Source organism: Dickeya aquatica, from assembly GCF_900095885.1.
In the GTDB taxonomy this organism is placed as follows: domain Bacteria; phylum Pseudomonadota; class Gammaproteobacteria; order Enterobacterales; family Enterobacteriaceae; genus Dickeya; species Dickeya aquatica.
Genome location: NZ_LT615367.1, coordinates 1,537,309 through 1,561,778 on the forward strand (window position 1 = coordinate 1,537,309; position 24,470 = coordinate 1,561,778).

15 protein-coding genes are annotated in these 24,470 nt (G+C 56.8%); 14 read left to right on the top strand and 1 reads right to left on the bottom strand.

Annotation, left to right across the window (positions count from 1 at the left end):
* The first annotated feature begins 308 nt into the window (after positions 1-308).
* From gltP to DAQ1742_RS06855, 3 genes are all read left to right on the top strand, one after another.
* Complete coding sequence (gene gltP / locus DAQ1742_RS06845; RefSeq protein WP_035342864.1) at positions 309-1,619, top strand: glutamate/aspartate:proton symporter GltP; 1,311 nt, start codon at positions 309-311, stop codon at positions 1,617-1,619.
* A gap of 536 nt (positions 1,620-2,155) precedes the next feature.
* Positions 2,156-2,989, top strand: coding sequence for a DUF1460 domain-containing protein (locus tag DAQ1742_RS06850; RefSeq protein WP_145916194.1), 834 nt, complete (start codon positions 2,156-2,158; stop codon positions 2,987-2,989).
* The gene (locus DAQ1742_RS06855; protein WP_071604088.1) at positions 2,986-4,446 is read left to right on the top strand and encodes an SH3 domain-containing C40 family peptidase; all 1,461 of its coding nucleotides are present in this window, start codon (positions 2,986-2,988) and stop codon (positions 4,444-4,446) included. Before DAQ1742_RS06850 ends, DAQ1742_RS06855 begins: the two co-directional genes overlap by 4 nt.
* A gap of 224 nt (positions 4,447-4,670) precedes the next feature.
* Here DAQ1742_RS06855 and DAQ1742_RS06860 read toward each other — a convergent pair whose 3' ends face one another.
* On the bottom strand, positions 4,671-6,011 hold the full coding sequence (locus DAQ1742_RS06860; protein WP_035342862.1) for an anaerobic C4-dicarboxylate transporter: 1,341 nt from the start codon (positions 6,009-6,011) through the stop codon (positions 4,671-4,673).
* 760 nt (positions 6,012-6,771) lie between these two features.
* Between DAQ1742_RS06860 and patD the strand changes: the two genes are divergently transcribed.
* The 11 genes from patD (at position 6,772) to DAQ1742_RS06915 (ending at position 24,455) form a co-directional block, all read left to right on the top strand.
* On the top strand, positions 6,772-8,208 hold the full coding sequence (gene patD, locus DAQ1742_RS06865) for an aminobutyraldehyde dehydrogenase (protein WP_035342858.1): 1,437 nt from the start codon (positions 6,772-6,774) through the stop codon (positions 8,206-8,208).
* A gap of 312 nt (positions 8,209-8,520) precedes the next feature.
* The gene (gene ygjG, locus DAQ1742_RS06870) at positions 8,521-9,933 is read left to right on the top strand and encodes a putrescine aminotransferase (RefSeq protein WP_035342856.1); all 1,413 of its coding nucleotides are present in this window, start codon (positions 8,521-8,523) and stop codon (positions 9,931-9,933) included.
* Positions 9,934-10,383: 450 nt separating this feature from the next.
* Positions 10,384-11,760: a diaminobutyrate--2-oxoglutarate transaminase gene (locus DAQ1742_RS06875; RefSeq protein WP_035342854.1), complete on the top strand. Its 1,377-nt coding sequence runs from the start codon at positions 10,384-10,386 to the stop codon at positions 11,758-11,760.
* A 160-nt stretch (positions 11,761-11,920) separates the two neighbouring features.
* The gene (locus tag DAQ1742_RS06880) at positions 11,921-14,038 is read left to right on the top strand and encodes a TonB-dependent receptor (RefSeq protein ID WP_035342852.1); all 2,118 of its coding nucleotides are present in this window, start codon (positions 11,921-11,923) and stop codon (positions 14,036-14,038) included.
* 106 nt (positions 14,039-14,144) lie between these two features.
* Positions 14,145-16,016 carry an IucA/IucC family protein gene (locus DAQ1742_RS06885; protein WP_083961075.1) on the top strand — a complete coding sequence of 624 codons (1,872 nt, stop codon included), beginning with the start codon at positions 14,145-14,147 and terminating at the stop codon, positions 16,014-16,016.
* Complete coding sequence (locus DAQ1742_RS06890; RefSeq protein ID WP_083961073.1) at positions 16,009-17,316, top strand: type III PLP-dependent enzyme; 1,308 nt, start codon at positions 16,009-16,011, stop codon at positions 17,314-17,316. The genes DAQ1742_RS06885 and DAQ1742_RS06890 overlap by 8 nt, the downstream gene beginning before the upstream one ends.
* The gene (locus DAQ1742_RS06895; RefSeq protein ID WP_145916193.1) at positions 17,288-18,736 is read left to right on the top strand and encodes a DHA2 family efflux MFS transporter permease subunit; all 1,449 of its coding nucleotides are present in this window, start codon (positions 17,288-17,290) and stop codon (positions 18,734-18,736) included. Before DAQ1742_RS06890 ends, DAQ1742_RS06895 begins: the two co-directional genes overlap by 29 nt.
* Positions 18,737-18,798: 62 nt before the next feature.
* Positions 18,799-20,673, top strand: a complete 1,875-nt coding sequence (locus DAQ1742_RS06900; protein WP_035342848.1) for an IucA/IucC family protein — start codon at positions 18,799-18,801, stop codon at positions 20,671-20,673.
* On the top strand, positions 20,667-21,443 hold the full coding sequence (locus DAQ1742_RS06905; RefSeq protein WP_035342847.1) for an HpcH/HpaI aldolase family protein: 777 nt from the start codon (positions 20,667-20,669) through the stop codon (positions 21,441-21,443). Before DAQ1742_RS06900 ends, DAQ1742_RS06905 begins: the two co-directional genes overlap by 7 nt.
* A 4-nt stretch (positions 21,444-21,447) precedes the next feature.
* Positions 21,448-23,358 carry an IucA/IucC family protein gene (locus DAQ1742_RS06910; RefSeq protein ID WP_051124073.1) on the top strand — a complete coding sequence of 637 codons (1,911 nt, stop codon included), beginning with the start codon at positions 21,448-21,450 and terminating at the stop codon, positions 23,356-23,358.
* A 176-nt stretch (positions 23,359-23,534) separates the two neighbouring features.
* On the top strand, positions 23,535-24,455 hold the full coding sequence (locus DAQ1742_RS06915) for an ABC transporter substrate-binding protein (RefSeq protein ID WP_035342845.1): 921 nt from the start codon (positions 23,535-23,537) through the stop codon (positions 24,453-24,455).
* Positions 24,456-24,470 lie beyond the last annotated feature (15 nt).

Here is a 24,470-nt window from a genome sequence, read left to right on the forward strand (position 1 = left end):
ACGGGGATAGTAGCATGCCCACCATAACAATAAGTTATGTATATTATTTTCTTTGATGATACAAATAGTTGCGTGCCGTTTGTGCATAACTATTTGTTTTTGTGCATAACTATCTTGATGTCATGTTCTGTTCAGGTGGGCCACCTTTTGCCTGTGGGTCACGAGTAGTACGTAACGTCAGTATGCAACACACATCCTTAAACCTCCTCCTTCATCTGTCGTCGTTCAGCCGTTGCTGAGGTATCCGGTAGCAGTCGTATTGCCATCGGCGAGTCGTCACAGGGAGCACAGACAATGGATTCTTATTCATGAAAAAACAAAAATTTAGCCTGGCCTGGCAAATTCTCGTTGCGCTGATTGTCGGCATTGCTGTCGGTGCCTGGTTGCATGAAAACCCGGCGAATAAACAGTGGCTGATTATCAACGTGCTCAGCCCGGCCGGGGATATCTTTATCCGGTTGATTAAAATGATCGTCGTGCCTATCGTCATCACCACGCTGGTGGTGGGGATAGCCGGGGTGGGCGATGCCAAGAAGCTCGGGCGCATCGGTTTTAAAACCATCGTCTATTTTGAAGTCATCACCACGCTGGCGATCGTACTGGGGATTACGCTGGCCAATGTGTTCCAGCCGGGGCATGGCATTGATATGTCGGCGCTGACCCGGGTGGATATTTCCCAATATGAAAAAACCACCGAACAGGTGCAAAACGGTGCGCACGGTCTGGTGAGCACCATTTTGTCGCTGATCCCGGCCAATATTTTCGCCGCGCTCGCCAAAGGCGACATGCTGCCGGTTATCTTTTTCTCGGTGCTGTTTGGTCTTGGTTTGTCATCGCTGCCGCGCGAACAGCGCGATCCGCTACTTAATGTGTTTCGCAGTGCTTCGGAAACCATGTTTCGCGTCACCAACATGATCATGCGCTATGCGCCAGTGGGCGTCTTCGCGCTGATTTCTGTCACTGTTGCGAACTTCGGTTTTGCGTCACTGTGGCCGCTGGCCAAGCTGGTGGTGCTGGTGTATGCCTCGGTGCTGTTCTTTGCGCTGGTGGTGCTGGGGTCGGTGGCGAGGATGTGTGGTCTGCGCATCATGACGCTTATCCGCATTCTGAAAGATGAGCTGGTGCTGGCCTACTCAACCGCCAGCTCTGAAACCGTGCTGCCCCGCATTATTCAAAAGATGGAAGCCTACGGTGCGCCGAAAGCCATCACCAGCTTTGTGGTGCCCACCGGTTATTCGTTCAACCTTGATGGCTCGACGCTGTATCAGAGTATTGCGGCGATTTTTATTGCCCAGCTCTATGGTATCGATCTTAGCCTGTGGCAGGAGCTGGTGCTGGTACTGACGTTGATGATCACCTCCAAAGGGATTGCCGGGGTGCCGGGTGTCTCCTTCGTGGTGCTGCTGGCAACGCTCGGCAGCGTCGGGATCCCGCTGGAAGGGCTGGCCTTTATTGCCGGTGTAGACCGTATTCTGGATATGGCCCGTACCGCATTAAACGTCGTGGGCAACGCGCTGGCGGTGCTGGTGATAGCCAAATGGGAAGGGCAATTTGATGAAGATAAAGCGCGGGAATACGAGCAGGCATTGGCCCGTGCGCAGGCAAATCCTGCGGCCTAGTCGTATCAGCGTGGTAAACCAATAACGGTGGCATTAAGCGGTTAATACCCGCTATCAGCACCCTGCACGCGTTGCGCGTGCAGGGTGTTTTTTTATCGTATCAGGTACTGGCACGGCGTAAGTGTAGTGACCTGCGTTTATAAATGGACAAACCTGCATTTACCCTCACCGTCCGGCTCCGGCCCGCGGCAATATCTGAGCTGTACGGACTCTCTACCACGTCGGTGTACCGGGCGCTGAATGACTTACTCAGACCGCGCCATAGCCACCGGCAGGAGATGGCGCGATCTGCCATGGATTCCATGCCTGAACTGCCGGATTTCCGACAACCAGTCGCAGTCGGGCATCACTGAGCGATCAGGATCCATAGGATACCCCTGAAAAAACGAAAGAGGGTCAGGCCGCGTGATGGTCTTCACATTCCTCACCATCCGGTGCTTGATCTTTCAACCGGGAATCAACCAGTGGCGCTTTTTTGTACCAATTATAATCATCTTCCTTAAAGGTAAAAATTCCACTTGTACCTTATAAGGAAAATGATTGTGAAAGTAAAAGTATGGTCAGCTTTATTTATGCCGGCGTATCTGACGGCCTGTGCCGCACCCGGCCCAGAAAAATATCAGACCAGTATGGACAGTGTTACGGCGGAAAAAGTCAGCCAGATTATCCGGTCGGATGTCATCCCTTCTTCAGGTGAAGATCACGGGGAAGTTATTCGTCGCGTGTCATCGGCTTTTCTTGGTACGCCTTATCAGGCTGATACGCTCATCGGTGGACCCGATATCCCCGAAGCGCTTGTCGTGAATTTCAACGGTGTCGACTGCTTTACCGTGGCAGATTACATCGAAGCCCTGACCCGCAGCCATGACCAGCAATCGTTTCTTCATAACCTTGCGCAGGTTCGTTACACCGGGGGTAACGTTAGCTACCTCAGCCGTCGACACTTCTTTTCTGACTGGTTCGCTACCGCACCGCGTAATGCCAGGGACATCACGCAGGATCTCAGCCCTGACTATGCCGTAGCTGACAAGCAGCTTAACCGCAAACCGGATGGGGGGGAGTACATCCCAGGTCTGGGCATTCATCCCCGTAAAATAAATTACATTCCCGGAGAAGCCATCAGTCAGCAGGTGCTGGACCATCTGAAAACCGGGGATTATGTCGGCGTCTATTCCCCACATGACGGTCTGGACGTTTCACATGTGGGTATCGTGGTACGCCACGATGGGCAGGTATGGTTCAGAAATGCCTCCTCGCTGGCCGCAAACAGAAAAGTGGTGGATTCACCGTTCAGGGAATATATGCGCGCTAAACCGGGCATCGTCGTACTGCGTGCTGAATGGCCACCCATTACCGGAGTTACGGTATGAAAAGAATCCAGATACCGGAAGGAATAAAGCCCCTTTGCCTGATCGTTCCTCTGCTGTTATCGGCATGCAACACCGCTCCGCTCAGGTCGGGGTCAAATGACGTGACGACTGCCAGCCATGTGCCGACAGACTATATCGACCCGACCAAATCGCGGTTCCCGCTGGGAAATTACCCGCAGTCTGTCGATAAATGGCTCCCTCCCCGCCCGGACAGGCACGTTCCTGTTATGGATAACGCGGCACAGCAACGTCACTTTTCTGACCTGAAATCCCGTTATTTTGGTATGGGGGCGGGCGAAAAATCTCCCTGGAACCCTTCTTACATCGCATCAGTCCTAAGCAAGGGAACGGAAGCGAGCCGTGATGCCGACATCAGGAAGTATCTGGGGGAGCAAAGTGTTTCCTGGGGCGAGAACTTCAGGGTTCACCCGGACAGATGGAAAAAGCAGGTAAGGGATAACGCGACGACCAGCGTTGACCGTGTTTACCGGCCCTCTGAACGTGGGATTGCCGTCAGGGAAACGCTGGTCAGGGGGCTTCCGACCGACGATCCGGCTTATGACGATCCGCGTCAGGCCGGGCAGGGCTACCCCTTTGACAATTTACAAATGTCCTCTGTCCGTCCCGGTACCCCCGTCTACGTGCTGGCGTCCAGCCGTGACAGACGCTGGAAATATGTTTTGTCCCCCACAGTCACCGGGTGGGTGCACAGCGAAGATATTGCAGGGGTGGACCAGCAGTTTGTTACTGAATGGCTGACGTTGGCCGGTAAAAACCTTGGCGCATTTATTAAAGAACCGGTTTCCGTTCATGAAGGGGGACAGTATTACTTTACGGCGCGCCCCGGAACCATTCTGCCATTCAGGAACATACAGCCTGGCTTTTTTGACGTTACTGTGCCCGTGCGTAAAAGTGATGGTCGCGCACAAATTCGTCAGGTCAGACTCAAGGAAGAGGAGTTTGTCGCCATGCCATGGAAAATGACGCCCGGTAATATGGCTGTACTGATGGAGTCGATGGGCGGCAGGCCCTATGGCTGGGGAAATTATAACTTCTATAATGACTGCTCTGCCGAAATACGCAGCCTCATGATGCCCTTTGGGATATTTCTGCCCAGAAACTCAGCGGCACAGATACAGGCCGCCACCCGGATTGTCGATCTCAGCCATGAGAATACCCACGGGCGATTACGTTATCTGACCGAACATGGCAGGCCGTTCGCCACGCTGGTATACATTCAGGGGCATATCATGCTGTATACCGGTAATGTCGTCATTAACGGACAGAATGTACCGATGACATACCAGAATATATGGGGTTTGCGCCCGGCAGATTCCGGCAGCCGGAGTATCATTGGCGGAGCCGTTTTTTTCCCCCTGCTTGCCTCTTATCCGGAGAATCCGGGTCTGGTATCACTGGCTGGCAAGTCACAGTTTAAACTGGGTTTTATTGAATAGCAGGTCTGATGTGTGCCACAAAATGTGGGTTTGAGACCAGCGCTGGTTGCAGCTAATGTGGGCTGAAAAAAACGGGTAATGCGGGGGGATTAACCTTTATAAACGCAGGTCGCTACACGTAAGGAAGTGGATTTTCCCCGGCGTTAATCGTGAAAAACCGCCCGCAGGCAGCAGCCAAACGGGCGGTGGGGGAGACAACAAACGCAGCCTGACGGCGTAACGCCTTAGTAGTAACCGTACAGTGCGGCGATGACCCAGCCAAACACACACGAGGTGCTCACGCCAATCAACCCCGGCAGAATAAAGCTGTGGTTAATGACAAAGCGGCCGATGCGGGTGGTGCCAGAGCGGTCAAACTGAATGGCTGCAAGGTCACTGGGGTAGGTCGGCAGAATGTAGTAACCGTAGCAAGCCGGTGCCGAGGCTACAATGTAGGCCGGGTCAACACCAATCGCCAGCGCAACCGGGACGATGGCGGCCAGCGCGGCGGCCTGCGAGTTCACAAACTTGGACACCAGCAGCAAAATCAGCGCGTAGGCCCACGGATACTGTTTCACCAGCGCGCCCAGGGTGTTTTTAATTTCTGACAGATGGGCACCAAACATGGTTTCAGCCATCCAGGCAATACCGTACACCGCCACGATAGCGATCATCCCTGAGCGGAACACTTCGTTTTTCGAAATCGACCCGGGGTTGGTTTTGGTGGCGATAATAATGATGGCACCCGAGAGCAGCATAAACATCTGGATAACCAGCACCATCGACAGCGGCTTGCCGTCAAATGACGGACGCAGGCTCTCTACGGCACCCAGCAGGGCGACGGCGGCGATTGTGGTCAGGAAAATCCACATTGCCACCCAGTTGCTGCGCGGCAGTTTGCGATCCAGCAGCGTGGCGGTATCACCGTAAACGTATTCACGGTTTTCCGGCACAGAGATAAATTTCTGGAAGTCCGGGTCTTTATCCAGATCTTTACCGCGGAACCAGCTGAAAATCCCGATAGCCAGGATCCCGAGCAGGGTAGATGGAATGGTAATGGCCAGTAAGTCCAGAAATTCAAGGTGCTTACCGTGGAAGGTAAATTTGCCCAGCATGGCGACCAGCGACACGACGGCAACAGAAACCGGGCTGGCGATAATCCCCATTTGCGCACCGATAGAGCTGGCGGCCATAGGGCGTTCCGGGCGGATATTATTTTTGATGGCGACATCATAAATAATGGGCAGGATGGTATACACCACATGACCCGTACCGCACAGAATTGTCAGAATACAGGTGACAAACGGTGCGATGATCGAAACATATTTCGGGTTACGCCGTAGCATTTTTTCCGCGACTTGCAGCATCACATCCAGACCGCCAGACGCTTGCAGTGTGGCCGAGGCTGCAACCACAGAAATAATCACCAGCATGACATCTACCGGTGGTTTCCCAGGTTCGAGTTTGAAAACGAAAACCAGAATGACGAGTCCGATACCCCCTAGTAATCCGAGCGCGATACCCCCTTTTCGCGCACCGTAAAACAGGCAGATCAGGACTATGATAAGTTGAATGATAAAGTCCATAAATTCCCCATTGCTCAGCATGACGAGTTAATTAATTGAGATTGGATTACTGTCGTCATGGGTACTATAGGGATTATTTCGAGTGTTTTTTCTTGATCTAAGTCTAGTATTTCAATTCTTTCTTTTATTAATTGCTAATTAATTGCCGTGAGGCAAAAGAATAAAAAATGGCTGATTTTTTTAGTTTTTTAATTAAAAGATTAATTTTATAAACATTAAGAAAGATGTGTTCCTGAATAAATGTTTTTATTTATTAATGGTTGTATTTTTTGCTTTGTATGATTGTGATTTTTTTGTTGTTGTATGGTTTTTTTATGGTTGGTTATTTGCCTTGATTTGGTGCAATCAGTGCCCATCAAAACGAAATAACAAGGTGGTATATTTTATTTATATATTAACTTGTTGATTTTTATGTTCTATTGATCTGATATCGACTGTATGGATAATGTCAAATTAACCCAGTCAATGATAAATGATAATGACGCATATTTTTCATTCCATTTGGCGCTTTATTAATAAATCTGCCGGGCCGGTCACATATTTCTCTCTTCAGTCATTATTCCTCTGTATGGCATTAATTTCCCGAGAGGGCAAATCAACCGCGGCTGGTGTTGACGTGGCGTTGTCGGTGCTGATTCCGCTGGAAAACGATAAATAAAATACGTCTATTAAAAGCTGGCAGGTATTTTGCTTGAATGTCTGGTATGGGTGAGGATGGCGAAAGCGCAAATCACGGGGATGACGGGCGAGGAGAACGAGTATGCACGACAATTTGCTCACTGAGATGTTGATTGACGGAAAACGGGTGTCGGGGCATGGTGCGCCTTACACGGTGTATAACCCGGCGACCGGCGAAGCGATTGTCGCCATTGCGCAGGCGGATCTGTCGCAGGTCGAGGCGGCCATCATGGCCGCTGACAACGCGTTTGCCCACTGGGGACAAACCACGCCAAAAACCCGCGCCACGCTGTTGCTGAAGCTGGCTGATAAAATCGAACAACACGGGCCCGCGCTGGCCCGGCTGGAATCATTAAACTGTGGCAAACCCTATCATGCGGTGGTGAATGATGAAATTCCGGCGGTGGTGGATGTGTTTCGCTTTTTCGCCGGGGCAGCGCGCTGCCTGAATGGGTCGGCGGCGGGCGAATACCTTGAAGGCCATACCTCGATGATCCGCCGCGACCCGGTGGGCGTGGTGGCTTCCATCGCACCGTGGAACTACCCGCTGATGATGGCGGCGTGGAAGCTGGCTCCGGCGCTGGCGGCGGGCAACTGTGTGGTGTTCAAACCGGCCGAGCAAACCCCGCTGACCACGCTCTATCTGGCAAGTTTGCTGGTCGATCTGTTTCCGGCCGGGGTGGTCAACATTCTGTTCGGGCAAGGGCGGGAAATCGGCGATGTGCTGACCGGCCATGAGCGGGTGCGCATGGTGTCACTGACCGGCTCGATTGCCACCGGTGCACACATCGTGGCGAATGCCGCCAGCAGCGTGAAGCGCACGCATATGGAGCTTGGCGGCAAGGCCCCGGTTATCGTGTTTGAGGATGCTGACCTGGAGCAAGTGGTTGATGGCATCCGCAGCTTCGGTTTTTATAACGCCGGGCAGGACTGCACCGCCGCCTGCCGCCTGTATGTACAGCGCCCCATCTATGATCAACTGGTGGAAAAACTGGGTAAGGCGGTCGCCAGCCTGAACATCGGCGCACCGGATGACCCCGCCACCGAGCTGGGGCCACTGATTACCGCCGCACAGCTTGAGCGGGTGGCCGGGTTTGTGGCCCGCGCCCGCGCCCAGCCACACATCCGGCTGATTACCGGCGGTGAGCGCGCCCCCGGCGCGGGCTACTATTTCCAGCCCACCGTGCTGGCGGATGCGCGTCAGGACGATGAAATCGTGCAACAGGAGGTGTTCGGCCCGGTCATTTCCATCACCCCGTTTGAAGATGAAGCCCAGGTGGTGGCCTGGGCGAATGACACGCGCTATGGCCTGGCCTCGTCGGTATGGACACAGGATATCGGCCGTGCGCATCGGCTGGCGGCCTGCCTGGAATATGGCTGCACCTGGGTGAACACCCATTTTATGCTGGTCAGCGAAATGCCGCACGGCGGCCAGAAACTCTCCGGTTATGGCAAGGATATGTCCATCTATGGGCTGGAGGATTACACCATCGTGCGTCATGTGATGATTCGCCACTGACGGGCTTGCTATCGGCAACGCCTGTGCCATAACAGGGCGGATTGCACACACATTGTGCAACGCGGGCGGCACGCTGCCCGCGTGATTCACCAGCGCCGGGCCTGTGCCGGTGCCTCAGACTGCAAACGGTGGCTACTGCCAACAAGTGCGCGGCCAGTTGCTGCGCCAGTCCGCTCATCCGTTATATAAAATTTTGCAAATAAAAACATTTTAAGCAAAAAGTGTTAATTTTTACGCCGCCTGGGCAAGTGGTGCGAGATATGCATGGTGAGAAGCGGTATCACATGATACCTCACGCCCAAGGAGCTCATTTTGTCCAGAATGCCCACGCCCCTTAACCCGCTAGAGAGTTCTCAGCTGGCCCTTGATTGGATAATGAACGATACCCCTTCCCCGCAAACGCTGGCGGCACTGAACCGTGACACCCTCAACGCCTTTCGGGACTACGTTAACCCCGGTTTTCTGGAATACAGAAAATCCGTTACTGCCGGTGGCAGCTTTGCTGCGGTGGAATGGCGCACCAGCGGCCCCAACACCCTGATTGATACCAACGGTAATGAGTACCTCGACTGTCTCGGCGGTTATGGTATTTTCAACGTTGGCCACCGTAATCCGACGGTGGTGGCGGCGGTGGAAAAACAGCTGGCCCGCCAGCCGTTGCACAGCCAGGAATTGCTTGACCCGCTGCGGGCGATGCTGGCGAAAACGCTCGCTGGCATCACGCCCGGCAACCTGAAATACAGTTTTTTCAGCAACAGCGGTACAGAGGCGGTGGAAGCGGCGCTAAAGCTGGCGAAAGCCTGCCAGTCACCGCACGGTAAATTCAGCTTTATTGCCACCCACGGCGCGTTTCACGGCAAGTCATTAGGTGCGCTGTCGGCGACGGCCAAACCGGTGTTTCGCCGCCCCTTTATGCCACTGCTGCCGGGCTTTCACCACGTCGCGTTCGGCGATATCGCCGCCATGCGCCAGCAGGTCATCGAGTGTCAGCGCCAAGGCGAAGGCATTGCCGCGATAATCCTTGAACCTATTCAGGGTGAAGGCGGGGTGATCGTACCGCCGGATAGCTATCTGCCCGCGGTTCGAGCTTTGTGTGATGAGATTGGCGCATTACTTATCCTCGATGAAGTGCAAACCGGCATGGGGCGCACCGGCAAGATGTTTGCCTGTGAGCACTATGGCGTGCAGCCGGATATTTTGTGTCTGGCGAAGGCGCTCGGTGGCGGTGTAATGCCTATTGGCGCAACCGTTGCCACCGAAGCGGTCTTTTCTGTGCTGTTTGATAACCCGTTTTTGCATACCACCACCTTCGGCGGCAATCCGCTGGCCTGTGCGGCGGCGCTGGCGACCATCAACGTGTTGCTGCGTGACGATTTGGCGGCGCAGGCGGCGCGTCAGGGGGCGTTGTTGCTAAACGGCCTGCAAACGCTGGCACGCGCTTACCCGGATTTGATTGTCGAGGTGCGTGGCAAAGGGTTGCTGCAAGCAATTGAATTTAGGGACAACACCACCGGTTATGCCTTTGCCAGCGAGCTGTTTCAGCGCCGGGTACTGGTGGCCGGTACGCTGAACAACGCCCGCTCCATTCGCATCGAACCGCCACTGACCATCACCCCCGCACAATGCCAGCAAGTGCTGTACGAAGCCGAGCGTGCGCTGGTTAGCCTGCGCGCGGTGGAAGAAGCGAAACCGAAACCTGTCAATAAGGAACCCGCACTCCAGTGAACACCCGCTCCGATGCACTCAGCCCGGTGCTGAGGCGACACATAAAGCCCGTCTGATCATCCGACGGGCTTTTTCTTTTAACAACCGCCCATCTCCCATCAGGCGCAATCCAGCGCACATGCCATTCTGATTGGCAACCAATCTTTCAATCCACGCGCCCGTGTGGGGCGCGACTGCCTTTTATTACCCCGGTGATGAAGGCGGTTTGGCTACGAAACAGAGCGCGGCTGTGTGTGAGTGAGATCACAAAATAACATTTTGACTTTCTGGCGGTTTGAGTAAACCGACGGAGGGAAATGGACGATAACTGCCCATTCTGTATGCATTTAGTGAATATAGCGTCAGAAATTGTAAGGATTTAGTTATTAAAAAGTCAGCCAAATAACGCTTGAGTGTCATTATTGGTAATGATAATTATTGTCATTATCAATATCACACGGAGTGAGCGCGATGTTACCAACACAATGGGCTGTTAAGGATGCTCCGCAAAAAACCAATGCGGATTATCTGGCACGACAAGGATGGTTTGAGTCAAACGTTCGCAGCTACCCGCGTAAGCTGCCGCTGGTTATCCGGCAGGCGCAAGGCGTGTGGGTGACAGATGTCGAGGGCAATGACTATCTCGACTGTCTGGCGGGAGCCGGGACATTGGCGCTGGGGCACAATCACCCGGAGATTGTGGCCAGCATTCACGCGTTTCTCTCCTCCGGCCTGCCGATGCACACGCTGGATCTCACTACCCCGCTGAAAGATGCTTTTTGTGAAACCCTGCTGGCACAACTGCCGGGCGGCGATGCGCGCTATTGCCTGCAATTTTGTGGCCCGTCGGGAGCCGATGCGGTGGAAGCGGCGCTGAAACTGGCGAAAACCTACACCGGGCGCGGCGGCATTATCAGTTTTTCCGGTGGCTATCACGGCATGACCCACGGCGCACTGGCTGTCACAGGCAATACCGGCCCGAAAGACGCGGTACACAATTTGATGCCCGGTGTGCAATTCCTGCCTTATCCCCATGAATACCGCTGCCCGCTGGGACTCGGCGGTGAAGCTGGCGTCACGGCGCTTTGCCACTACTTCAGCGCCTTTATTGATGACGTCGAGCGCGGTATGTCATTGCCCGCAGCGGTGATTGTTGAGGCAGTGCAGGGCGAAGGCGGTGTCAACCCGGCTCCGGTACGCTGGCTGCAAACCCTGCGGGAGGTGACGCAGCGCCACGGTATTTTGCTGATTGTCGATGAGGTGCAGGCCGGATTTGCCCGCACCGGCAGTATGTTCGCCTTCGAGCAGGCGGGCATTGAGCCGGACATTATTGTGATGTCAAAAGCGGTCGGCGGCGGCCTGCCGATGGCGGTGCTGGCGATTCGCCGTGAATATGATGCCTGGAAACCGGGCACCCATACCGGCACGTTTCGCGGCAACCAGATGGCGATGGCGACCGGTAAAACCACGATTGAGATTCTGCTGCGTGACAGGCTGGCCGCGCAGGCCAATGCGCGGGGTGAGTGGCTCACACAGCAGTTTGCCCATCTGCAAGCGCGTTTCCCCTGTCTTGGGCAGGTGCGCGGGCGCGGGTTGATGCTGGGGATTGAAATCGTTGATGACCGTCAGGCGGCTGATGCCACGGGGGCTCACCCGCTGGATGCAGCGCTGGCCGCAGCCATTCAGCAGCACTGCTTTCGCCAGGGGGTGTTGCTTGAGCGTGGCGGCCGTCAGGGGAATGTGGTGCGCTTGTTACCGCCGCTGGTGATCACACAACCGCAGTGTGCGCAAGTGGTGACGCGTTTTGAGCGCGCGTTGATAGACGCACTGGCGCAAACCCGTGGCTAACGAATGCCTGCCAATAAGGGAATATCACACGGGCTGTGCGTGATGCTGGCTGACGCCATTATAAAAAGCGTGAGGGTTTTATTTTATTCATTATCTGCACAGGTACTCCGTGCCGGTGCTTATTTGCTGACTGGGAAAATATTATCATGAGGTTGAATAAATGAAGGTTCGGGTATTATCTGCGTTAACGCCACTTTTTTTATTTTCGCAGGCTAACGCGGCTGACAGTGTGAATAAAAATGACAATGAAATGGTGGTGACGGCTTCCCGAACGGATACCGAGAAAAAAGATTCACCACAGGTCGTGACCATTATTACCAAAGAGCAAATTGATCAACAGCGACAAATTACCAGCGACTCATCGCAGATATTAAGTAATTTATTACCCGCAATGGCACCCAGTCGCCAGAAAATGAGCGGCAGCGGCGAAACCTTTCGCGGGCGTGCGCCGCTTATTTTGGTTGATGGTATTCCGCAGTCTAACCCGCTGCGGCCAACGGGGCGTGAAATGCACACTATCGATTTTGCGATGGTGGAGCGTATTGAGGTGATTCACGGTGCCAGCGCCAGTAATGGTATTGGCGCTACCGGTGGCGTTATCAATATTATTACCCGCCGCCCGCAGCCGGGCGCATTTAATCAGCATTTTAGCGTCGAGGCGACCTCACCGACCTCCAAACTCAATGGCGATGCCCTGAGTTATAAAACCACATACGGTTTTAACGGGCGTGAGGAGTATCTCGATTACCTGTTTTCCATGAGTTATGAAGATCAGGGATTGTTTCTTGACGGGAAAAATCGTCCTGTCGGCGTGGATAACACCCAGGGCGATATGATGGATTCCCGCGCCTATGACGTGATGGCGAAGGTCGGGTACTGGCTGGATAATGACCAGCGCGTGCAGGTGAGCCTTAACCGTTATCAGGTGAAAGGCAAGATGAATTATCTCGGCGTGGCAGGCGATAGGGATAAGGGTATCCCGACCACATCGATAGCCCAGCGCCCGGTTGGCGATGCGCCGATGAATCAGGTGTGGATGACCAGCGCAACCTATGACAATTACAACCTGGCCGGCATGAAGTTCAGTTCGCTGGCGTATTACCAGAATTACGAGTCGTTATTTGGTGCGGATACCTCCGCTTCATTCCAGGATATTCGCCTCGCGCCGCTCAACCGGTTGTATGACCAGTCTCGCGTCACGTCCAGCCGCTACGGCACAAAAGTGTCGTTGACCAAGGATGACCTCTGGGACGATTACCTGAAAGCCACGGTCGGTTTCGACACCCTGTTTGATACCGGCAAACAGGATTTTTGGCTGACCCAGCGCCTCTATGCGCCGGAAATGAGATACACCGATCTGTCGCCATTTATGCAGTGGGATATTCAGCCGGTGGACTCGCTGAAAATCACCACCGGGGTGCGTTATGAATACGCGCGTCTGGATATCGACAGCTTCCGTACCGTGGCGGCGAGTACCGCCAAGGCACCGAACAACAGCGTGGATGTGCAAGGCGGGCGCTTGAGCTTTAACAAGACGCTGTACAACGTCGGCGCGGTGTGGACCACGCCCTATCAGCCACTGAGCCTGTTTGCCAACTACTCGCAGGGGTTTGGCATTCCTGATGTCGGGCGCACGCTGCGCGGCATTAAAGTTGCCAATCAGTCAGTCAGCATGCTGCCGCTGGAGCCGATTGTCACCGATAACATCGAAACCGGTTTTCGTATCCAGAAAGATCCGCTGGATATGGAGTTCAGTTACTACCGCTCCAGTGCCAAGCTGGGTGAGCGCGTGGTGGATGCCGGAGGCACCTTCCAGAGTGAGCGCCAGAAAACCCGTATTGACGGCATCGAGGCTTCGCTCGGCTATAAGCTCAATGATGATCACCGCCTGAAACTGGGTTACTCCCATGTGCAGGGCCGTTATGACAGTGATGGCAACGGCAGTCTGGACGGCAAACTGGACGGGTTGAATATTCCGCCGGATCGCCTGACGGCTAGCTGGTCAGCTAACTGGACGCCGCAATGGTCTTCCTTTATTCAGGCAAATTATGCTTTTGACCGGATAATGGATGAAAGTGCGAAAGACTTTAATGGTTATTTATTACTGGATGCGGCGGTCGGCTATAAATTGCCGAAAGGGAAAATTAATTTATCAGTCGCAAACCTATTAGATAAACAGTACATCACCTATTACTCACAAAGCGCCATTGTGAATCAATTGCGTTATTTCTCCGGGCGGGGAAGAACCGTGACATTAGGGTATAGCGTTGACTTCTGATAATCACCCCGCTGTAAGGCGGGGTAATGCAACGTTATTTATTCAGGATGATAAACCTTAATCACGAAATACACCCCCGGCCAACGATTATTCTTATGGAGCAGAGATGAATAGCCGAAATCATGATGTGTTATCCAGAATGATAAGTGAAAAAGCCACCCTGCATGGGCTGCTTAATTGCTTTATCAAAGAGTTCGCCATACCAAATGGAAACGTGCGATATCGATGGCCAGACGAAATGAACGGCATTGCGCCGGGGGCGTATTTTGATGGTGCGCGCTGGAATGGCATTCCGCTGTTGATAGACCTGCCTGACCGGGGCCAGTTGTTTGTCATGGTTGACCGAAAAGACAGCTTTGGCAGCCAGTATTACCTGTCGGATGTTTATCTGCGCCAGCCGCTGAGTGAATGGCATTGCCTTGATTTCGCCACGCTGGTCGCCCGCTTGCTGGCTGCCTGTGAGCAGGAAATGGGTAGCCAGAACCCGGAGCTGTATCAGCAGATTCGCCAAAGCCAGCAGTTGGTCAGTGAGATTGTGCACCACAATCGCGCCGCCGAAGGCAGCACCCAGGCTAACGATGCGCCGCTGCAACATTACCTGCAAAGTGAGCAGGGATTGTGGTTTGGCCACCCGAACCATCCGGCACCGAAAGCCCGCTTATGGCCCGCCCATCTCGGCCAGCAGCAGTGGGCCCCGGAATTTCAGGCCAGTGCGGCGCTGCATCAGTTCGAGGTGCCGCAAGACGGCTTACACATCGGCGCGAATGGCCTCACGCCCGCGCAGGTGCTCGGCGGATTCGCCGACCAGCAACCTGCCTCGCCGGGGCATGCCATTATCTGCATGCATCCGGTACAGGCGCAGCTGTTCATGCAAGATGAGCGGGTGGCGCAATTATTGCGAGACGGCCACATCCGTGATTTGGGGCAGAGCGGGCGGGTGGCCAGCCCCACCGCCTCGATTCGTACCTGGTTTATTGCCGGGCACGACTACTTTATCAAGGGTTCGCTCAATGTGCGCATCACCAATTGTGTGCGCAAAAATGCCTGGTATGAGCTTGAGAGCACGGTGCTGATTGACCGCCTGTTCCGCCAGTTGCACAGTCATCACGCCGATTCGCTCGGCGGGCTGGTGACGGTGGCGGAACCCGGCGTGGTGAGCTGGCATCCGGCCGGGGCGAGTGAGGAAGATAGTCACTGGTTTCGTGAGCAAACCGGCGGTATTTTGCGCGAAAACTTTTGCCAGCGCAGCGGCGCGCAACACAGCCTGATGACGGGCACGCTGTTTGCCCGCGGCATTGACCTGCAACCGATGATCCAGACATTTCTGTCCACTCAGTACGGGGCTGTGCTTGACGATCACGCCTTGCTGCACTGGTTTGATCTCTATCAGGCGCAGCTCCTTGGCCCGGTGTTGTCACTGTTTTTCAATCATGGCGTGGTGATGGAACCGCATTTGCAAAACAGCGTGCTGGTGCATCACCGTGGCCGCCCCCAGCAGGTGTTGTTGCGTGATTTTGAGGGCGTCAAACTCACCGATGATCTCGGTGTGCGTTATCTGGAAGACGGGGTGCACCCGCGGGTACGTCAGTCACTGCTGTATTCGCGTGAGCAGGGCTGGAACCGCATTATGTATTGTTTGTTTATCAATAACTTGTCAGAGGCGATTCTGGCGCTGAGCCATCAGCGGCCACATCTGGCGACCCCGATGTGGCGTAAAGTGCGCCAGCAGCTCAGTCTTATCCGCAATACGTTGTCAGCCCCGGCTCCCGAGCTGGATGCGTTGATTGCCGGTGGCACGGTGGCGTGCAAAACCAACCTGAAAGTCCGGCTTGCGGCCCAGGCCGACCGGCAGGCGGGATATGTGCGTCTGACCGCGCCCTGGGCGGTGATGCCGAACCCGGCCGCGTCACCGGTGAGCGCAGGCCAGCGTGCACAGACCGGCAAGGGCGCATCAACGCAGGCGGTGCACTATGGCTAACCTGTCTTTGCAGCAAAAACCTGAGACTGGCGATTCCCATTCCCTGACTGACGGTGTGCACCCGCTGCCTGCGCACATTCGCGCCGCCGTTATCCGGCTACAACAGCAACAAACCGACCCGCTGGCTGCATTTGTCTACGACCTGAACGCCCTGCGCCAGCACGTCAGCCGGGTGATGGCCGCGCTGCCTGACGGGGTGGAACTCTATTACGCCATCAAAGCCAACAGTGAAAAACCGATACTGGATGCGCTGGCCCCGCTGGTGCATGGCTTTGAAATCTCCTCCGGCGGTGAAATAGCCCGCGTGCTGGGCTGTGACACCCGTAAACCGTTTGTTTTCTCCGGGCCGGGCAAGCTGGATTCCGATTTTGCCCAGGCGCTGGCACACGGTGCACAGGCGATCCACGTCGAAAGCCGCCGTGAAATTGCCCGCCTGCAACAGTGCGCCAGCGCGCGCGGGGTAGTGCAGTCGGTATTGATCCGTATTAACCCGACGCTGCCTGACACGCTGACCAGCAAACTGGCGATGGCCGGTACGCCAACGCCGTTTGGCATCGATGAAAGCGAGCTGGCCGAGGCGGTGCGTGAGGTGGATAACGCCAGCCACCTGCAACTCACCGGCTTTCATGTTCATGCGATGTCACACCAGATGGATGTCTGGCGTCATCAGCAGTTGCTGGCGTTCTACCTGACGCGCTGGCCGCACTGGAAGGCGCTGTCGGCGCGGCCAGAGACGGTGAGGCACCTGAATGTGGGCGGCGGCATTGGCGTGGCTTACCTGACACCGACGCGTTTTGACTGGCAGGCCTTGTGCGATGACCTGCAAAGCCGTCTGGCACAGTTGCGCGATGCGCCGCTGCTCCGTTTCGAGCCGGGCCGGTTTATCAGCGCCTACTGCGGTTATTACGCCATCGAAGTGCTGGATAAAAAGCACAGCCACGGTAAAGACTTTCTGGTTTGCCGGGGCGGAACGCATCAGTTTCGTCTGCCGGTAGCACAGGGGCATGACCATCCGGTCATCCTTGTTCCGCGCCACCGTGCAGCGGTGGATGACCGTCAGGCATCCGCGGTGCAGACATGGACGGTGGTCGGGCAGTTGTGCACGCCTAAAGATGTGCTGAGCCGCGATCAACGGCTGGGCGATGTCGCGGTGGGCGACATCCTGGTGCTGCCGCTGGCGGGTGCCTATGGCTATAACATCTCTCATGCCGATTTTCTCTGCCACCCCCGCCCGGTGCAGGGGTTTATCGATACCGACGCGGTGATACGGGATGCCAGCGGAGCCCTTCTCTGTGACTGAACGCCAGCCATCACGCCGGCTGGTGGTGGCCACGGTGCTGCTTGGCACCACTACCGTCAGCCTGAATAACAGCTCGCTCAACCCGGCCTTACCGGCGTTTATCGATGCGTTTAACATCGGCCCGCTGTGGGCGACCTGGATTGTCGCCGCATTCATGGTGAGCATGGGCATTACCATGCCGCTGACCGGTTATCTCGGCGACCGGCTCGGCAACCGCCGCCTTTATTTGCTGGGCACGGCGCTGTTTATTGCCGGTTCTGCTGCCGGGGCGATGGCCGGTTCGGTCGGCTGGGTTATTGCCGCCCGGGCGGTGCAGGGTGCTGCCAGCGGGCTGATGATCCCGCTGTCGCTGACGCTGATTTTCTCGGTCTACCCGAAAGGCGAACGCGACGGCATCACCGGGCTGTGGGGCGCGGCGGTCATGCTGGCTCCGGCGCTGGGCCCGCTGTGCGGTGGCCTGTTGCTGGCGTGGTTCTCCTGGCCTGCGCTGTTTGTCATGAATATTCCGGTTGGGCTGCTGGCGCTGCTGCTGGGCTGGCGGGTGCTGCCATACACTGCGCCAGCGGCACGGCGGCCGTTTGATGTCATCGGCTATCTGCTGGTGTGCGTCGGCGTCGGGCTGCTGATGACTGTGACCAGCCGCCTGCACCATGCCGCGGCGCTGTGGCAACCGCTGAACCTGCTGATGCTGCTGGCGGCACTGGTGTGTCTGGCGGTGTTTGTGCGCGTTGAGTTGCGTCTGGCGCAGCCGCTGCTGAACCTGCGTATTTTCACGCTGCGCGGTTATCGGCTCAGTGTGGTGATTGCGGTGGTGCAATCGGTCGGCATGTTTGAGTGCCTGGTGCTGTTGCCGATGCTGGTGCAGATGGTGATGGGCTACAGCGCACTGTGGACGGGGCTGGCGCTGCTGGCGACGGCGCTGTGCGCCAGCCTGTTTGGCAAACTCGGTGGCCACTGGCTTCCCCGCTACGGCGCGGCGCGGGTGGTCAGCCTTGGGCTGATGCTCACCGTGCTGGCAACGCTGGGGCTGGGGTTTTGCGGCGCGCACAGCTCGCTCTCGGCGCTGTTTGGCTGGATGCTGCTGCGTGGCGCAGGGCTTGGCTTGTCCTACATGCCGGTGACCACCGCTGGGCTCAATGTCCTGCCGCAGGCGCTGGTGACACAAGGGGCGGCCATGAACAACATTTCACGGCGACTGGTGTCATCACTGGCGATAGTGCTGGCCTCGCTGTATCTCGAATATCGCCTCGCAGGAAGCACGCTTATCCCCGTGCTGGCTCGTGCATCGGCCATCAGTGAAGCCTTTATCGCCACGGCGGTGGTGATTGCACTGGCGCTGCCCTGTGCGTGGCGTTTTCCCTCCACGAGTGATGAGGCAGCGGCCAATGCGCTGCTCTCAGGGACGCCGCCGGTGCGTTAGGCCAGCGGCAAGCCCGTTCACTTATCGGTTTTTTACTGACAAGCTTAAGGCGAGACGATCGTATGGAAACATTCTCTGCACCTCTCATCCCCTCAGATACGCAGGACGATGCCTGTGATTGGTTGACGCAGCAAGAGGCGCGCGCGGAGCGCTATAGGCGCGTTGAACAGCGCGTAGTCGGGCAACTGCTGCAAACACTGCTGTATGAAGCGGTGGTGCCCTGGCAGAGCCTGCCGCAGGCTGGCGGTAACCATCAGTTTATTCTCCGGGGCGTGGATGCCCGGCAGGCGGCGGTGGAGTACCGCTGTCTGGGGCGGATAAACGACAGCTTTTCGCTCATTCGCCTTGATTACGCCAGCCTGCGCCGGTGCGATGCCCGCGGCGAAGAGAGCCAGCCAACGCTGCATCTGCTGCTGGCCGAGCTGCTGGGCGAGCAACAGGACAACCCATTTTTGGCGCGCTTTGTGCAGGAGTTAGAGCAGACGCAACTGAAAGATTTACAGGCGCGCACGCAGCACTACCAACCGGCCGGGCCTGCGCACCAGCTGGGGTTCGATGCGCTGGAGCGGCATTTTATGGATGCGCACAGCTACCACCCTTGCTACAAATCCCGTATCGGTTTTAGCCTGCAAGATAACCGGCAATTCGGGCCGGAGTTCGCCACACCGATTGCGCTGGTATGGCTGGCGCTGGCCAAAAACCGTGCATCAGCCAACCATTCAACCTCGCTGAATCTGGAGGATTTCCTGCTGGCCGAATGCGGCCCGGCGCAGGTGCAGGCGTTCAGCGAACAGCTGGCGCAGCAGGGACGACAGATAGACGACTACTGGCTGGTGCCGGTGCATCCGTGGCAGTGGCGGCAGGTGATTGTCCCGGTATTCTACCCGGAGCTGGCCTGCGGCGAGCTGATTTACCTTGGCCTGTCGCAGGCCAGTTATCAGGCGCAGCAGTCGATTCGCACATTGGCGAATGTCGCGGATACGTCACGGCCTTACGTCAAGCTGGCGCTGAGTATCACCAACACCTCCAGCACCCGGATTTTAGCGCGGCACACGGTGATGAACGGGCCAATTATTACTGACTGGCTACATGCGCTGATCGACACCGACCAGACCGCCCGTAACCTGAAGATGGTTATCCTGCGTGAGGTGGCGGGCGTCAGCTTCGACACTCAGGCGCTGTTACCGACGCGCATGGCGCAAGCCTATGGCACGTTCGGAGCCCTCTGGCGCGAGAATATTCACACCTATCTGCAAGCCGGTGAGCAGGCGGTGCCGTTTAACGGCTTAAGCCATGTTGAGCACGGTGATAACAGCGGTACGCCAACGCCGTTTATCGACCACTGGGTGCGGCAGTATGGGCTGGAGGCCTGGACGCGCCAGTTGCTGGTGGTGACGGTGACGCCGATTATCCACATGCTGTATGCCGAGGGCATTGGCATGGAATCGCACGGGCAGAATATTATTCTGATCGCGCGTGACGGCTGGCCTGAGCGCATTGCGCTAAAAGATTTTCACGACGGCGTGCGTTACAGCCCGGATCATCTGGCGCGTCCTGCGATGCGCCCGGATCTGGTGCCGCTACCGGCCAGCCACGCCAAAATCAACCGTAACTCCTTTATCCTGACGGAAGACGTCAACGCGGTGCGCGATTTCACCTGCGACGCCTTTTTCTTCATCTGTCTGGCGGAGATGGCGATTTTCCTGCGCCAGCATTATGCCCTGCCGGAAGCACAGTTCTGGCAAATGACGGCAGAGGTGGTACTGGACTATCAGGCCGCCCACCCGCAGCACCGCTCACGCTATGCGCTGTTTGATGTGTTTGCCCCGACCTATGAAGTGGAGGAACTCACCAAACGTCGCCTGCTCGGTGATGGCGAACGCCGCTTTAAAGCGGTGCCGAACCCGCTTTATCCATTCCGGCCTGCATCATGTTAAGGGCCAACCAACTCAAACGTAAGCTGGCCACCGGGCGGCCGGTTTACGGGCTGATAGCCTCGATTCCTTCGCCGGTATCCATCGAACTGATTGCCGAAGCCGGGTTCGATTTTGTGATTATCGACATGGAACATGTGCTGATAAACCCGGAAACGGTGGAAAACATGATTCGGGTGGCGGAAAGCTACGGCCTGACGCCGCTGGTGCGGGCGGCGGATTTTAACGCCAAAACCCTGCTGCGACTGCTGGATGGCGGCGCGCAGGGCATCGTGCTGCCACGGGTGGAGCAGGCGGCGCAGGTACGCGAAGCCATCCGGGCCTGCTTCTACCACCCGAAAGGTGAGCGCAGCTTAAACAGCGGCCGCCCCGGTGCGTTTGGCAAGCACAGCCTGGCGGAGTATGTGGTGCAGGCGAACCGGGAAATCATGCTGGTGGCGATGATAGAGAGTGCCGAGGGCGTGCGTCAGGCCAGCGCGATTGCTGCCGTGGACGGGCTCGACATGATCCTCGAAGGCGCAGCCGATCTCTCCCAGTCGCTTGGTATGCCGTGGCAAACCGCGGCGGATGAAGTGCAGGCGGCACTTGGCGAAATCTGGCAGGCCGCCCAGGCGCACCACGTCGTTTACTGCGCAATTGCGCGCCAGCAAGACGATCATGCCCGCGCCCGTGCGCGTGGGGTTCAGGCATTTGTATTAGGTGACGAGCGTGGCATCGCGTTTCGCGCACTTCAGGCCAGACTGGCCACTACCGTATTGACAGAAGGAAAGTGATCCAATGGAAAATCAGGCGATAAACATCCCCCCTTATTCTCACTCTCACTATCAACTGGCCTGCGCCAGCGTGATGCAGGATCTGGTGGATTGTCTGCTGGCCGAGCACTTTTTTGGCCCGCAGCCGCTGGCGCTGTACCGTGGCGATGAGTGGCTGGCGCACTATGGCTGCACCACGCCATTTGGCGAACCGGCGGGCGACGCGCGCCTGTGGCGCTGGTGCTGCGATGAACGCGAACAGTGCCATCTGGTGCTGCTGTTGCGCCCCGGAATTACCCAGCGCTGGGAAAAAGTGCCGCAAACGGCGGTCTATCTGTGGCAGCAGGGCGGTAATGACTGGCAGGCACTGGAGCCGGAGAGCTTCATGAATCGGGTGTTTGCCGCTCAGCAGGGCGGGCAGGAGAATGCCAAAGGGCAGGCGTTGTTTCTGGATGTGCTCACCACCAGCGTCTGGCAGACGGCGCTGTCGCAGGCGCATCGCATTGATACCGATGCGCTGATGACACGCACTAACGCGGATTTCTTCCAGGTAATGGAGCAGTGGGCGTCACTGCGCGACCGCCCCTATCACCCGACGGCCAAGGCCAAGCAGGGGCTGGATGTGCAGGAATACTGCCGTTATGTGGCGGAGTTTGCCGCCCCGGTGGCACTGAACTGGGTGGCGGTGGCGAAAGCGCGCCTGCAATGCGGTGATGGCATTAGCGATGCCGCGTCTCAGTATCCGGCGCGCTATCTGCTGCCACCGGCAGAGCAGGCGGCGTTGCAGCAGGAACTGGTGGCGCGTGGTATCGCCGACACGCATATCGCCCTGCCGGTGCATCCGTGGCAGTTTGACCATATTCTGGAGCCGCAACTGGGTGAGGTTTTCCGTCATGGCGATTGTCACCGGCTTGATTTCAGCGCCGCCCGCTACCTGCCGACCTCATCATTGCGCTCGATGACGCCGTGCTTTGCCAGCGCCGACTACCTCAAATTGCCGATGGCGGTCTACTCGCTGGGCGCATCGCGCTATCTGCCGGCGGTGAAAATGATCAACGGTGGCCTGAGTGAGAGGCTGTTGCGCCAGGCGCGCGCCAAAGACGCCCTGTTAGAGCAGCGGCTCTACATGTGCGATGAGAGCAAATGGTGGGCGTTTATGCCGCCACAGGCCACCTTGTTTGACGAAGCGCCGCGCCACCTCTCGGCGATGGTGCGCACCTACCCGGCTGAATTGTTCGATAACCCTGACTACCGCCTGCTGCCGATGGCCGCTCTCGGTACGCCGTTACCCGTCAGCCGACGCCATTTCTTTGACGACTGGCTGGCGTATCGCGGCCTGTCGGCGGACGCACACGGCGTTGAAACGCTGTTTGCCGAGCTGTGCCGCTGCTTTTTTGACATCAATTTTCGTCTGTTCCGGCTTGGCATGCTGGGCGAAATTCACGGCCAGAACGCGGTACTGGTCTGGAAGGCGGGCGAAGCGCACGGGGTATTGCTGCGTGACCACGACTCGCTGCGCATTCATGTGCCGACGCTTGAGCAACACGGCATGCAAGACCCGGTGTATCGCATCAAACAGGGGCACGCCAACACGCTGTACCACGACCGGCTCGATGACCTGCTGTTCTGGCTGCAAACGCTGGGGATTCAGGTCAACCTGCGGGCGATTATCGACACGCTGGCCGAGACTTATGCGCTGTCGGCGGCTCGCCTGTGGCAGGTGATGCAAATGGAAATCAACGACGCGATTGACCGCACCGGTTTCAGTAGCGACACGCACGCCATGCTGAAAACCCGCCTGTTCGATGTCCCCAACTGGCCGCAGAAACTGCTGATCACGCCGATGATTGCCCGTGCGGGCGGGCCGGGGAGTATGCCGTTTGGCAAAGGCGAGGTGATTAACCCGTTTCAGGCCATCATGGGTAAATCGTGTTAACGAACCCAGGGCGTTGCTATTGGGTTCATGTCAGGGCGGAGAGACATTTCGTGCGGGATAAACAGCGGCTCACTTTGGCGAGGTGATGGCACGCACGACATGAGCAAGAGACAAGATCTCCTTTCTGAACGTAATGGATTGGTCATCACTATAAAAAAGGCAGATTACATAGAATCGTGAATGCGTATTTACTTTCCCGGCGCAACTTATTGCGCACGGCACTCAGCCTGTTGCCGCTGGCAGCAGGCTTACCGGCGCTGGCTCAGGCTCCGGCCCGGCCACCACGGCTGATTACGTTATTTCAGGGGGCGACGGATACGGCGGTGGCGCTGGGTATCACCCCGGTCGGTGTGGTGGACTCGTGGACGGAAAAACCGATGTATCGCTACCTGCGCGCGGCGCTTGATGGCGTGGCGCATGTCGGGCTGGAAACGCAGCCCAGTCTTGAAGATATCGTGTTGCTAAAACCGGAGATGATTGTTGCGTCGCGCTTTCGCCATCAGCGTTTGCAGCCGCTGTTATCACAGATTGCGCCGGTGGTGATGCTGGATGAAATCTACCAGTTTAAAACCACGCTGGCGGTGATGGGGCAGGCATTGGGCGTGCAGGTGCAGGCCGGGCAGTGCCTGCAACACTGGCAGCAGCGGGTGGCGACGTTGCAGGCACAGTTACGCCAGCGCTTTGGCGGCGCGACTTTGCCGACGGTAGCGGTGCTGGATATCCGCGAAGATCATATCCGCAGCTACCTGCCGCCCAGTTTTCCCGGCTCGGTACTGAGCGAACTGGGGTTTGGCTGGAGCGAAACCAGCCGCAGCCAGCCGGGTGTCTCACTCAAACTCACCAACAAGGAGAGCCTTCCGGTGCTGGATGCCGAGGTGTTTTTTGTGTTTTTACGCGCCAACAGCCCGGCGGTGCAACGCCATTATCAGTCGCTGATTCAGCATCCGCTGTGGCAGCGTTTGCGCGCTGTGCAGCGCGGGCAGGTGTGGGTGGTCGATGGCGTCGCCTGGAGTTTGTCCGGCGGTATTCTGGGGGCCAACCTGATGCTCGATGATATCCATCGGGTAACGGGAATCGGCGGGGAGGTGGCATCATGAACCCGCTCATCACGG

Excerpts from the sequence above, each read along its gene's own strand:
- DAQ1742_RS06880 (WP_035342852.1), top strand. The coding sequence starts at position 11,921 with ATGAAGGTTCGGGTATTATCTGCGTTAACGCCACTTTTTTTATTTTCG.
- DAQ1742_RS06875 (WP_035342854.1), top strand. The coding sequence starts at position 10,384 with ATGTTACCAACACAATGGGCTGTTAAGGATGCTCCGCAAAAAACCAAT.
- DAQ1742_RS06890 (WP_083961073.1), top strand. The coding sequence starts at position 16,009 with ATGGCTAACCTGTCTTTGCAGCAAAAACCTGAGACTGGCGATTCCCAT.
- DAQ1742_RS06905 (WP_035342847.1), top strand. The coding sequence starts at position 20,667 with ATGTTAAGGGCCAACCAACTCAAACGTAAGCTGGCCACCGGGCGGCCG.
- gltP (WP_035342864.1), top strand. The coding sequence starts at position 309 with ATGAAAAAACAAAAATTTAGCCTGGCCTGGCAAATTCTCGTTGCGCTG.
- DAQ1742_RS06895 (WP_145916193.1), top strand. The coding sequence starts at position 17,288 with ATGCCAGCGGAGCCCTTCTCTGTGACTGAACGCCAGCCATCACGCCGG.
- DAQ1742_RS06860 (WP_035342862.1), bottom strand. The coding sequence starts at position 6,011 with ATGGACTTTATCATTCAACTTATCATAGTCCTGATCTGCCTGTTTTAC.
- DAQ1742_RS06850 (WP_145916194.1), top strand. The coding sequence starts at position 2,156 with ATGATTGTGAAAGTAAAAGTATGGTCAGCTTTATTTATGCCGGCGTAT.
- DAQ1742_RS06885 (WP_083961075.1), top strand. The coding sequence starts at position 14,145 with ATGAATAGCCGAAATCATGATGTGTTATCCAGAATGATAAGTGAAAAA.
- DAQ1742_RS06900 (WP_035342848.1), top strand. The coding sequence starts at position 18,799 with ATGGAAACATTCTCTGCACCTCTCATCCCCTCAGATACGCAGGACGAT.
- DAQ1742_RS06910 (WP_051124073.1), top strand. The coding sequence starts at position 21,448 with ATGGAAAATCAGGCGATAAACATCCCCCCTTATTCTCACTCTCACTAT.
- DAQ1742_RS06855 (WP_071604088.1), top strand. The coding sequence starts at position 2,986 with ATGAAAAGAATCCAGATACCGGAAGGAATAAAGCCCCTTTGCCTGATC.
- patD (WP_035342858.1), top strand. The coding sequence starts at position 6,772 with ATGCACGACAATTTGCTCACTGAGATGTTGATTGACGGAAAACGGGTG.